The sequence below is a fragment of the Collinsella sp. AF15-51 genome (assembly GCF_003462845.1).
Classification (GTDB): Bacteria; Actinomycetota; Coriobacteriia; order Coriobacteriales; family Coriobacteriaceae; genus Collinsella.
The window spans coordinates 57,129-69,020 of the sequence record NZ_QRYG01000004.1; the positions used below are offsets into that span (position 1 = coordinate 57,129).

General features: G+C 60.2%; 9 protein-coding genes. 3 read left to right on the top strand and 6 right to left on the bottom strand.

Annotation, left to right across the window (positions count from 1 at the left end; genetic code table 11):
- Positions 1-68: 68 nt before the first annotated feature.
- The 3 genes from DWW51_RS03405 to pyrR are packed head-to-tail and all read right to left on the bottom strand — an operon-like array spanning position 69 to position 2,875.
- A complete protein-coding gene (locus tag DWW51_RS03405; protein WP_117773528.1) occupies positions 69-1,358 on the bottom strand; it encodes a dihydroorotase in 1,290 nt (429 codons plus the stop codon).
- Complete coding sequence (locus DWW51_RS03410) at positions 1,342-2,286, bottom strand: aspartate carbamoyltransferase catalytic subunit (RefSeq protein WP_035138537.1); 945 nt, start codon at positions 2,284-2,286, stop codon at positions 1,342-1,344. Before DWW51_RS03410 ends, DWW51_RS03405 begins: the two co-directional genes overlap by 17 nt.
- A 4-nt stretch (positions 2,287-2,290) precedes the next feature.
- The gene (pyrR, locus tag DWW51_RS03415; RefSeq protein ID WP_006236123.1) at positions 2,291-2,875 is read right to left on the bottom strand and encodes a bifunctional pyr operon transcriptional regulator/uracil phosphoribosyltransferase PyrR; all 585 of its coding nucleotides are present in this window, start codon (positions 2,873-2,875) and stop codon (positions 2,291-2,293) included.
- 451 nt (positions 2,876-3,326) lie between these two features.
- Here pyrR and rpmB point away from each other — a divergent pair, with 451 nt between their 5' ends.
- The 3 genes from rpmB to DWW51_RS03435 all read left to right on the top strand — a co-directional run bounded on the left by rpmB (position 3,327) and on the right by DWW51_RS03435 (position 7,533).
- A complete protein-coding gene (gene rpmB / locus DWW51_RS03420; protein WP_022094725.1) occupies positions 3,327-3,515 on the top strand; it encodes a 50S ribosomal protein L28 in 189 nt (62 codons plus the stop codon).
- Between the two features lie 516 nt (positions 3,516-4,031).
- Positions 4,032-6,680 (top strand): bifunctional acetaldehyde-CoA/alcohol dehydrogenase, encoded by a 2,649-nt coding sequence (gene adhE, locus DWW51_RS03430; protein WP_117773530.1) that lies wholly within the window; start codon positions 4,032-4,034, stop codon positions 6,678-6,680.
- Between the two features lie 88 nt (positions 6,681-6,768).
- Positions 6,769-7,533 carry an aminoglycoside phosphotransferase family protein gene (locus tag DWW51_RS03435; RefSeq protein ID WP_006236119.1) on the top strand — a complete coding sequence of 255 codons (765 nt, stop codon included), beginning with the start codon at positions 6,769-6,771 and terminating at the stop codon, positions 7,531-7,533.
- A 176-nt stretch (positions 7,534-7,709) separates the two neighbouring features.
- On the opposite strand, the gene DWW51_RS03440 is transcribed toward DWW51_RS03435, so the two are convergent.
- Genes DWW51_RS03440 through DWW51_RS03450 form a run of 3 tightly spaced genes read right to left on the bottom strand, consistent with a single transcriptional unit; the run spans position 7,710 to position 11,889 of the window.
- Entirely contained in the window at positions 7,710-9,431 is a 1,722-nt protein-coding gene (locus tag DWW51_RS03440) for a proline--tRNA ligase (protein WP_231501559.1), read from the bottom strand.
- Complete coding sequence (gene ispG / locus DWW51_RS03445) at positions 9,432-10,514, bottom strand: flavodoxin-dependent (E)-4-hydroxy-3-methylbut-2-enyl-diphosphate synthase (protein ID WP_117773531.1); 1,083 nt, start codon at positions 10,512-10,514, stop codon at positions 9,432-9,434.
- A 13-nt stretch (positions 10,515-10,527) separates the two neighbouring features.
- Entirely contained in the window at positions 10,528-11,889 is a 1,362-nt protein-coding gene (locus DWW51_RS03450; RefSeq protein ID WP_117564266.1) for an RIP metalloprotease, read from the bottom strand.
- Positions 11,890-11,892: the final 3 nt, after the last annotated feature.

Sequence of the window (11,892 nt, forward strand, 5' to 3'; positions counted from 1 at the left end):
TGCATGGTCTAAACGAACAGAAAGCGCGGCACCGCAAGGGCGCCGCGCACAAAAGCGATAAGGCTATGCTAGCAGATGCAGCCGTCGGCAAGCGTCTGTTTACCGCCGACAAATACATCGGTGGCACGACCGGTGAGCGTGCGGCCGGCAAAACCGGAGTTCTCGGCGCGCGACTCGTAACCGTCCTCGCCAACCGTCCAGGTTGCGGAGGGGTCGAACACGGTCAGGTCGGCGACAGAGCCCGCCTTGACCTGAACCTGATCGAGGCCCAGAATCTCACGCGGCTTGATGGCCATGAGCTCGACCATGCGGCTCACGCTCATCTTGCCCGTGTTGACCAGCTCAGTGAGCACGAGCGACAACGTGGTCTCGAGGCCAATCATTCCAAAGGGCGCGAGCTCGAACTCGCGGGCCTTCTCCCACGGGGTGTGGGGAGCGTGGTCGGTAACGATAGCGTCGACGGTACCGTCGATGACACCCTGACGGATGGCCTCGGCATCCTCGTCAGTGCGCAGCGGCGGATTGACCTTGAGCGAGGTGTTGTAGGTCTCGTCCAGGTCGTTCTCGGTCAGGAACATGTGGTGCGGGGTGGCCTCGCAGGTCACCTGGACACCGGCAGCCTTACCGGCACGCACGAGCTCCAGGCCATGAGCGGTGGAGATGTGCTGGATGTGCAGCTTGGCACCGGTCAGCTTGGCAATCTCGATGTCGCGGGCAATCTGAAGCTCCTCGCCGGCGGCCGGCCAACCCTCGAGGGCCAGACGGGTCGAGACCTTGCCCTCGTTGATCTGGCCGTGGCCGACCAGATCCTCGTCCTGGCAGTGGCTCATAAAGACCTTGCCGAACATCTTGCCGTAGTCCATGCAGCGACGGAGCATGCCCGCGCCCTGCACGCCGCGACCGTCGTCGGTGAAGGCGACGGCGCCGTGGGCGACCATATCGCCCATCTCGGACATGGCCTCGCCCTTAAGACCGCGGGTCATGGCGCCCGACGGATAGACGCGGCAGTGGCCGACCTCGGCAGCGCGGGACTTGACGAACTCCACGACGGTGCCGTTATCGGTGACGGGATCGGTGTTGGGCATGGCGCACACGCCGGTGAAGCCGCCCTTGGCAGCAGCGCGGGTGCCGCTCTCGATGTCCTCTTTGACCTCGTAGCCAGGCTCGCGCAGATGCACGTGCATATCCACCAGGCCGGGGACGAGATACTTGCCGGAAAGGTCGCGGACCTCGGCTCCCTCGGCGGCGAGGTTCTCGCCGACCTCGGCGATCTTGTCACCGTCGATCAGGACGTCGACGACACCGTCAAGCTCGACGGACGGATCGACGACGTGGGCATTCTTAAGAAGCAAGGCCATTATCGGCACCTCCAAGCAGCAGATACAGGATAGCCATACGCACGCAGATACCGGCGTAGACCTGCTCCAGGATGACGGAGCGTTGCGGGTGGTCGGCCATATAGGAGTCGAACTCAACGCCGCGGTTGATGGGGCCCGGGTGGCAGATAATCGCATCGGGCTTCATGAGCTTCTCGCGGTCCTTGGTCAGACCGAAGAGCTTGTGGTACTCACGAATCGTGGGGAACGGTGCGCCCTCGAGGCGCTCCTGCTGCACGCGCAACATGTAGACGACGTCCAGCTCGGGCAGGACGGAATCGAGGTCGCTCGTCACATGGTCGCAACCCAGAACCTCGGGCGCCGGCGGCAGCAGCGTGCCGGGGGCGACAGCGTAGGTCTCGCAGCCCATGATCTTAAGGGCGGGGATCAGCGAGCCGCACACGCGGGAGTGCGCGATATCGCCGACGACGGCGACCTTCAGACCGTGGAAGTCACCCTTGTGCTCCCAGATGGTGTACAGGTCGAGCAGGGCCTGCGTGGGGTGGTTGTGCTTGCCGTCGCCGGCGCAGATGACGCTCGCGGGCGAGTTCTGCGTGACGATGTAGGGAGCACCGGCGTGCTTATCGCGAACGACGATGCAATCAATCTTGTAGGCGTTGAGGGTCTCGACGGTGTCGACGAGGCTCTCGCCCTTGACCGTGGAGGTCGAGGAGCCGCCAAAGTTGAGGCTGTCGGCCGAAAGGCGCTTCTCGGCGAGCTCGAAGGAGCTGCGGGTGCGCGTCGAGGGCTCGTTGAACATGTTGACGATGGTCTTGCCCTTGAGCGTGGGGACCTTCTTGATCGCACGCTCGTTGACCTCAGAGAACGCCTTGGCGGTCTCGAGGATGAGCTTGATGTCCTCTTCGGAGTACTCGGTAATGTCGATCAGGTGCTTATGGTTGAACGCCACGGTACTACTCACCTCCCAGCGGCGCAGAGCCCACGTGGGAACCCGGCGCAACGTCGTTAATCTCGACGGCGGTGTGGCCGTCGACTTCCTTCATATATAGGTGCACGTTCTCCTCATGCGACGAGGGAACGTTCTTGCCGACAAAGTCCGGCGAGATGGGGAGCTCACGGTGACCGCGGTCAACGAGAACTGCCAGCTCGATGCGGCTCGGACGGCCCAGGTCCATGACGGCATCCAGAGCGGCGCGGATAGTACGGCCCGTATACAGGATGTCGTCCACCAGCACGACGCGCTTGCCGTCGACGCTGAAGGGAATGTTGGTAGCGTGGATCGCGGGAGCGAAATTGGTCGCATAGTCATCGCGGTAGAAGCTGATGTCCAGGCTGCCGAGCGGAACGTCGACGCCCTCGATCTCCTTGATCTCCTCGGCGAGCTTCTTTGCCAGAAGGTCGCCGCGCGTGACGATGCCGACCAGAGCGAGGTCTTCACAGCCCTCGTTGCGCTCGAGAATCTCGTGCGCGATGCGGGTCATCGCTCGATTGACGGCGGTCTCGTCCATGATGACCGCCTTGGGGGAAGTCGTGCCCATCGATCTCCTTCCTCACATGTCTTGACTGCTGACACAGTCAAAAAAATAGATGCCCGACCGCTTAAAGCGGACCAGACACCCACAGGAAGGGCTGCTCTTTGGCAGCTATGTAATTCCATGTGGGTATCTCGTACCCCTTTAATGGTCAAGGGATAGTGTAGCCAACCTCGAGCTTAATTGCGAGCATAAATACAGAACAATCCGTAAACGGGCGCAGGCGCTCCATAAACCTATATATATTTGTGGGACGAGCTTGAAAACGCACGCACGAGCTGGCATAATCCCCTCTGCTGCACGCAAATCGGATCTACGTCCAGGGCCGTGGCGTGAGCACTATCGCCAAAAGAGGAATATCTCTGTGTAGATTACGCACAGGGAGCTGCTTCTGTGCTATAGTTCAGGCTTGTTTGTTAACGCGACATGTTCGTTTGTCGCCCAAGGAGGGTCAGTTATGTCCAAAGTTTGCGAAGTTTGCGGTAAGCACCCCGTTGCCGGTCGCTCCATCAGCCACTCTCACCGCGTCACCAACCGTAAGTTCCGCCCCAACATCCAGCGCGTTTACGTCGTCGTCGATGGTCACCGTCGCAAGATGAACGTTTGCTCCACCTGCCTCAAGTCCGGCAAGGTTGCGCGCTCCTAAATAAGGTCTTACCAACAAGTACCTCGGACTCTCCGGGTCAAAGACCTCGCGTTCGTATAGAACTTACCAAAGGCGTCCTCCCCCACGGAGGGCGCCTTTTTGCACTCATTGGGGACAGACTTACATGAGTGTTTGCAGATGTCAAAGGAATCATAGCCCAGCTGATATGCCTTGAAGCTTGACCAGCGGTACGCATCGAGCGAGTCGAGCGCGCCTTTCACAGGATTGAGATGGATATAATCGAGCAACTGGACCGCCTGCGTGTCCGACTCGACCGCGACCCGCGAATAGCGATTGTCAAACAGGTGCCCCGTTCTCCCCGTTTTCCCATTGAAATACTCATGTATGTCTGTCCCCAATGAGAGGGGCGATGCATTGGGCTGATGGATTAAGTTGAAACGGTTCATTTGATTGAAACGTTTTAGTATGCCTTTTACGGGAATCTTACCGTTTACCGAATTATTTATTGCTATCATGCAAGGCGTAGGGTAAATCTCCGATCGCAAGGAGACACAAATGGTGAAAAAGTCACCGGAAAACACTACTCCCGCAATTGTGGACAACGTAGAGGCGCTTGAGGCTAAGCTCGCTCAGATGCGAGAGGCCCAGGCGCTTTTTGCTACGTACACGCAGGAGCAGGTCGACAAGATCTTCTATGAGGCCGCCATGGCCGCCAACAAGGCTCGTATCCCGTTGGCAAAGATGGCCATCGAGGAGACCGGCCGCGGCGTTCTTGAGGACAAGGTCATCAAGAACCACTACGCCGCAGAGTACATCTACAACGCTTACAAGAACACCAAGACCTGTGGCGTTCTGGAGCGCGACGAGGCTTACGGCATCACCAAGATCGCCGAGCCCATCGGCATCGTGGGCGCCGTCATCCCGACGACCAACCCCACCTCCACCGCGATCTTCAAGACGCTGATCAGCCTGAAGACCCGCAACGGCATCATCATCTCCCCGCACCCGGCAGCCGCCAAGTGCACCATCGCCGCCGCCAAGCTCGTGCTTGACGCCGCCGTCAAGGCCGGCGCCCCCGAGGGCATCATCGGCTGGGTCGATGTCCCCTCCATCGAGCTGACCAACATGGTCATGCGTGACGTCGACATCATCCTCGCCACCGGTGGCCCGGGCATGGTCAAGGCCGCCTACTCCTCGGGCAAGCCCGCCCTGGGCGTTGGCGCCGGTAACACCCCGGTCATCATCGACGACACCGCCGACGTGCTGCTCGCCGTCAACTCCATCATCCACTCCAAGACCTTCGACAACGGCATGATCTGCGCTTCCGAGCAGTCCGTGACCGTCATCGACACCATCTATGACCAGGTCAAAGCCGAGTTCCAGAAGCGCGGCTGCTACTTCGTCAAGCAGGGTGCCGAGATGGAGGCCCTGCGTGCCGCCATGTTCAAGAACGGCGCTCTCGATCACCGCATTCCCGGCATGGCTGCCGCCAAGATCGCCGAGCTCGCCGGCATCGAGGTTCCTGCCAAGACCAAGATCCTGATCGCCGAGGTCAACTCCACCGACCCCGCCAAGGAGGAGTTCTCCCACGAGAAGCTCTCCCCGGTCCTGGCCATGTATCACGCCAAGGACTTCCAGGAGGCCGTCGACAAGGCCGAGCACCTGGTGCTCGCCGGTGGCCCGGGCCACACCGCCTCTCTGTACGTGCACCCCGCCCAGGCCGAGAAGATCAGCCTGTTCGAGCACGTCATGAAGGCCTGCCGTATCGTCATCAACACCCCGTCCTCGCACGGCGGCATCGGTGATCTATACAACTTTGGCATGAAGCCGTCTCTGACCCTGGGCTGCGGCTCCTGGGGCGGCAACTCCGTCTCCGAGAACGTTGGGGTGAAGCACTTGATCAACGTTAAGACTGTGGCCGAGCGCCGTGAGAACATGCTGTGGTTCCGCGCTCCCGAGAAGGTCTACTTCAAGAAGGGTTCCACGCCCGTCGCCCTCGACGAGCTCGGTACCGTCATGGGCAAGAAGCGCGCCTTCATCGTCACCGACCAGTTCCTCTTCAAGAATGGCAACACCCGCGCCATCGAGGCCAAGCTCGACGAGATGGGCATCGCCCACGACTGCTTCTACGACGTCGAGCCCGATCCGTCGCTGCAGTGCGCACGTCGCGGCGCCAAGCAGATGGCTCTCTTTGAGCCTGACGTGATCATCGCCGTCGGCGGTGGCTCCGCTATGGACGCCGGCAAGATCATGTGGATGATGTACGAGCACCCCGAGTGCAAGTTTGAGGACATGGCCATGGACTTCATGGACATCCGCAAGCGTATCTTCACTTTCCCCGAGATGGGCAAGAAGGCCTACTTCGTCGCCGTCCCGACCTCTTCGGGTACCGGCTCCGAGTGCACGCCGTTCGCCATCATCACCGACAAGGAGACCGGCATCAAGTGGCCGCTCGCCGACTACGCGCTGCTCCCCAACATGGCTATCGTCGACGCCGACAACTGCATGACCGCCCCGCGCGGCCTGACCGCTGCCTCCGGCATCGACGTCATGACCCACGCCATCGAGTCCTACGTCTCCATCATGGCTTCCGACTACACCAAGGGCCTCTCCGAGCGCGCTGCTAAGCTCGTCTTCGAGAACCTGCCCTCCAGCTTCACGAACGGCGCCAAGGACCCGCATGCCCGCGAGGAGATGCACAACGCCTCTTGCATGGCCGGTATGGCCTTCGCCAACGCCTTCCTGGGCCTCAACCACTCCATGGCTCACAAGCTCGGCGCTTTCCATCACCTGCCCCACGGCCTCGCAAACGCTGTCATCCTGACCCGCGTTATGCGCTACAACGCCGCCGAGGCTCCCGTCAAGATGGGTACCTTCTCCCAGTATCCTTACCCCAACGCGCTGCACAACTACGCCGAGATGGCCAAGTACTGCGGCATCGAGGGCAAGGACGACAAGGAGGTTTTCGAGAACTTCATCACGAAGCTCGAGGAACTCAAGGACTTCATCGGCGTCAAGAAGACCATCGCCGACTACGGTGTTGACGAGCAGTACTTCCTCGACACCCTCGACGAGATGACCGAGCAGGCATTCAACGACCAGTGCACCGGCGCAAACCCGCGCTACCCGCTCATGAGCGAGATCAAGGAGCTCTACCTGGACGCCTACTACGGCCGCGAGCCTCAGGACTACGCCGTCTGCTAGTTTTAGCACGGTTTTTAACGGCGGGGGTGCACGGGTGTTTCACACACCCCCGCCGTCGCTTCTATCGCATCGATGAAAGGATGCAACCATGCTGCTACCCGATTCCAAGACCGAGCTCGTCCGCCGTGGCAACAAGGTCGTTTACGACCTGGGCGACAAGATCGTCAAGGTCTTTAACGAGACCAAGCCTGTCTCCGACGTGTTCAACGAGGCTTTGAATCTTGCCCGCATCAATGAGTGCGGCATCCGCAGCCCCAAGGCTCTCGAGGTTTCCCAGCTCGAGAACGCCAACGGCTGGGCGCTCGTGACCGAGAAGGTTCCGGGCACCACCCTTGCCGAGAAGATGACTGCTGAGCCCCAGCGCTTTGGTGAGTATCTCGAGATGTTCGTCGACCTCCAGATCGAGATCCACGGCTATACCTCCCCGCTGCTCAACCGTCAGCGCGACAAGTTCGCCCGCATGATCGACAGCCTTGATCAGCTCAATGCCACCACGCGCTACAACCTTCAGGAGCGTCTGGACGGCATGACCAAGGAGTTCAAGGTCTGCCACGGCGACTTCAACCCCTCCAACGTCATCGTCGGCGACGACGGCCAGCTCTATGTGTGCGACTGGGCACACGCCACCCAGGGCTCCCCTGCTGCCGACGTTGCCACCACCTACCTGCTCTTCGCCCTCAACAGCAAGGACCAGGCTGAGGCCTACTTGGAGCTCTACTGCGACCGCGCCGACATGCCCATGCAGGTCGTGCGTCAGTGGACGAGCATCGTCGCCGCTTCCGAGCTCGCTCGTAAGCGCAACGTGAACGATGAGTTCCTGAAGAACTGGATCGATGTCGTCGATTATCAGTAATATCTGAGCGATTTATTTCGCATCGGAGGCACAAGAAAACCCCGCAGCTCATATGGGCTGTGGGGTTTTCCTTTACCCATCGAGTTTATTCACGCAACAAAATAGACTGCTCCGTATCTCATCCTAAGAGAGATACGGAGCAGCCCCGCAATTACATCTAATAGCAGAAACGTCGATTAACGGCGGGCCGCCTTAACAAGCTCGGCAACCTTGGCGACGACCTCGTCAATCGCCACGTCCTCGCGCTCGCCCGTGGCACGGTCCTTGAGCTCAACGGTGCCATTCTTAAGGCCACGCTTGCCAAGCACCACCTGATACGGGAATCCCATAAGGTCGTTATCGGCAAACTTAAAGCCGGGACGCTCGTCACGGTCGTCGACGACGACCTCGATACCCTCGGCGCACAAGCCCTCGACGATTTGGTCGCAGACGGTTGCGCACTCCTCCTTCTTGGGATCGAGCGGAATCACAGCGACCTCGTACGGGGCAACGGAAACCGGCCAGACGATACCGTGCTCGTCGTTGTGCTGCTCCACGACGGCAGCAAGCGAGCGGGACACGCCCACGCCGTAGCAACCCATGATAAGCGGCTTCTCCTTGCCGTCCTCGTCCATAAAGGTGGCGCCCATGGCCTCGGAATACTTGGTACCCAGCTGGAAGACCTGCGAGACCTCGATGCCGCGAGCAGCAGAGAGCAGCTTGCCGCAGTGCGGGCAGGGATCGCCGGCAACGACGGTTACCAAGTCGGCCCACTCGTCGACGGTAAAGTCGCGCTCGGGGCAGGCACCGGTAAAGTGATAATCGACCTCGTTGGCACCGCAGGCCCACTGCTTGGACTCGCGCAGGCTCTCGTCGCACACCAGGCGAATGCCCTCGGGCAGGTTAACCGGTCCGATAAAGCCCTTATGCAGACCGTAGGTCTGGAGCTCCTCATCAGTCATCATACGATAGCCCTTGCCAAAGACATGCTCGGCCTTGCAATCGTTGAGCTCGTGGTCGCCCGGAACAATGGCCACGACGGGCTTGCCCTCGGCGTCGAGGAGTGCCAGAGACTTGCGCGTGCCGTTCTCGGGGAAGCCGAAGAACTTTGCAACGGCCTCGATGGTGCCCATGCCCGGAGTCTCGACCTTGGTAAGCGTACCGTCGCCAGGACCCTCGGTCACAACGACCTTGGTGCTTGCGGCCTCATCGTCGGCAGCGAAGCCGCAATCGTCGCAGTAGACGAGCGAAGCCTCGCCAGCGTCGGCCAAAGCCATGTACTCGACGGAGGTATCGCCACCGATCTCGCCGGAGTCGGCGACAACGGGCAGAGCCTTGATGTAGCAGCGCTCGCAAATGTTGGCATAGGCCTGCTTCATCTTGTCGTACTCCTCCTGCAGGCTCTCCTGCGTGGCGGAGAAGCTGTAGGCGTCCTTCATGATGAACTCGCGGCCGCGCATCAGGCCAAAGCGGGGACGGAACTCATCGCGGAACTTGTCCTGGATGTGATAGAGGTTCACTGGCAGCTGCTTGTAGGAACGCAACTCATTGCGCACCAGGGCAGTCACGGTCTCCTCGTGCGTGGGTCCGAGCACAAACTCGCGGCCGTGGCGGTCATCAAAGCGCACAAGCTCCTTGCCATAGGCATCGATACGGCCGGACTCACGCCACAGCTCGGCATCGACCATGATGGGCATCATAAGCTCCTGGGCGCCGGCAGCGTCCATCTCGTCGCGCACGATGTTCTCAATCTTGCGGATCGAGCGCCAAGCAAGCGGCAGATAGGAATACAGGCCGGCGGCCTCCTTGCGGATCATGCCGGCACGGAGCAACAGGCGGTGGCTGGCGAGCTCAGCGTCCGCCGGATCCTCTTTAAGCGTCGGCGCATAGAGCTTAGACATATACATTGCTCGAGTCATTTACTTCTCCTCAATAAGCTTGTCGACCTCGGCCATAAGCGCGTCGACAATTTGATCCTCAGCTACTTTACCAATGATCTGGCCATGCGAAAAGAGCAAGGCCTGACCACGTCCGCAAGCAACGCCCAGGTCGGCATCAGAAGCCTCACCGGGGCCATTAACGGCACATCCCATGACGGCAATCGAAAGCGGCGCGGCATAGTTCTTAAGCCGCTCGGTTACTTCCTCGGCGATGGGAATCAGGTTAACCTGGCAGCGGGCGCACGTGGGGCAAGAGACAATCTCGGGACCACGGCGACGCAGGCCCAGTGACTGCAAAATTCCCCAGGCGACCGGCGGCTCCTCAACCGGATCGGCCGTGAGCGACACACGCATGGTGTCACCGATGCCTTCGGAAAGCAAGATACCCAAGCCTACAGAGCTCTTGATGGTGCCCTGAAGCTTGGTCCCCGCCTCCGTCACGCCCAGGTGGAGCGGAACATGCGGTATCTCGCGCGACAGGGCGCGATAGGTATCAAGCGTCGTCTGTACGCTATGGGCCTTGGCGGATAGCACGATGTTGGTAAACCCACGGTCCTCAAAGTGCCGCACAAAGCGTTCGCTCGACATCACGAGCTTTTCGGGCTGCGTGAGGTCGTCGCGCTCGGCAATATCTTGCTCAAGCGAGCCCGCGTTCACGCCAATGCGAATCGCGCAGCCCGCGGCACCCGCGGCATCGATGACAGCGTCAACCTTGGCCCAATCGCCGATATTGCCGGGGTTGATGCGCAGCTTAGAGGCACCAGCCTCGACAGCGCCAATGGCAAGCTTATGGTTAAAATGGATATCGGCGACGATTGGCACCGGAGACTCGGCACAAATCGTGCGAAAGCCCTCGAGCGCAGCCTCGGTAGGCACGCTCACGCGCACGATATCGCAGCCAGCCTGCGCCAACGCGCACACTTGCGCAAGCGTTGCCTGGGCATCAGCAGTATCGGTGCAGGTCATAGACTGAACCACGACCGGAGCGCCACCACCGATCTGCACGCCGCCCACATGCACGGGGCGCGTCAACTCGCGAGGCAAAGGATGGGATAAAGACAATCCAAACACTCCCCTACAGAATAAATCGAAGGATGTCGGAACGAAGCATATAGACAAACAGCAGTGCAAAGAGCGCGATGCCGACATAGCTGACGATTGTCTGCACTTTGAGCGGCAGCTCGCGGCCCGCAATCTTTTGAATGATCTCGATGACCAGCTTGCCGCCATCGAGCGGTGGGATGGGCAGCAGGTTCATAAAGCCAAGCGAGAACGAAATGAGGGCGGCAAAGGAAAGGAACGTGGCAGGGCCGGCAGCAGCGGCCTGTGAGGACATAACGCTAATACCCACGATCGAAGAAGACTGATCGAGAATCTCCATCGTATGCTGCGGCTGGAGCAGGCGCATCACGCCATCCGCTGTCTGCACGACATAGGAGAACGACAGGCGAGCCGACGTGATGGGGTCTAAACGGACCACCTGCGTAGAGGCATACACACCTAGGCGCTCGTCCTCTTTGAGCGCAACCGTGGTCGAATGCTGCTTGCCGTCACGCTCGTACTCGATGGCGATATCGTCCTTACCGGCAGCCTTGCCGATGGCATCGTAGACATCCATCCAAGTGGAACATGAGACACCGTCAACCGAAAGGATCGCGTCACCGCCCTCGATACCCGCCTTGGCGGCAATAGACCCCTCGTCAACCTGACCGATCACGTTGGTATCCATCGGCACGGTGACACCCGCAATGGAATAGATGCTCATAAGGAGCAAAAAACCCGTCAAGATATTGACGATAATGCCCGCGAGCAGCATAAAGGCGCGCTTGAGAAAGCCTTGGCCAAGATAGGTGTGCGAGCGCTCTTGCGCAAGGAACTCGGCCTCGCCGCACGGCAGCTCCCACACATCGCCCTCGGCAGTCGCATGTTCGCGATCGAAACGGCGACCATCAAAGGTGGTATAGCCTGCCTTGTCTCGCGGCAACGTCTGATATTTGGTGGGATAGTAGCTCGGCGAGGGCTTCTCCCCTTCCTCATACCAGGGCGCGATGGAGCCCCAGCCCAGCAAAAGGGCGCATGCCTCGAGCACATCCTCCTCGGAAAGCTCGAGCTCGACAGCAAGGTCGGCCACGGTCACGCGACCATGACGATAGATAGCCGCGAGCACGCGGTCGGCGCACGAAACATCGGTCGGATCCATACCGCAGATGGCAGCGTAGCCACCCAGCAGCAGCGGGGTCACGCCAAACTTGGTTCCAATGCGACGCGACGTGTAATGGATGTCAAAGCGGCACGGCAGACCCAAAAAGAACTCGGTCACACGGACGCCGCAGGCGCGCGCCGCCAAAAAGTGGCCGCCCTCGTGCAAAAACACGAGGACGGAAAGCATCAGCAGGCCCCAAAAGACCGATGAGAGAACGCTCAGAACAGTATCCATAAA

Coding starts and splice junctions, on each gene's coding strand:
- DWW51_RS03405 (WP_117773528.1), bottom strand. CDS start 1,358: ATGGCCTTGCTTCTTAAGAATGCCCACGTCGTCGATCCGTCCGTCGAG.
- pyrR (WP_006236123.1), bottom strand. CDS start 2,875: ATGGGCACGACTTCCCCCAAGGCGGTCATCATGGACGAGACCGCCGTC.
- rpmB (WP_022094725.1), top strand. CDS start 3,327: ATGTCCAAAGTTTGCGAAGTTTGCGGTAAGCACCCCGTTGCCGGTCGC.
- adhE (WP_117773530.1), top strand. CDS start 4,032: ATGGTGAAAAAGTCACCGGAAAACACTACTCCCGCAATTGTGGACAAC.
- DWW51_RS03435 (WP_006236119.1), top strand. CDS start 6,769: ATGCTGCTACCCGATTCCAAGACCGAGCTCGTCCGCCGTGGCAACAAG.
- DWW51_RS03440 (WP_231501559.1), bottom strand. CDS start 9,431: ATGACTCGAGCAATGTATATGTCTAAGCTCTATGCGCCGACGCTTAAA.
- DWW51_RS03450 (WP_117564266.1), bottom strand. CDS start 11,889: ATGGATACTGTTCTGAGCGTTCTCTCATCGGTCTTTTGGGGCCTGCTG.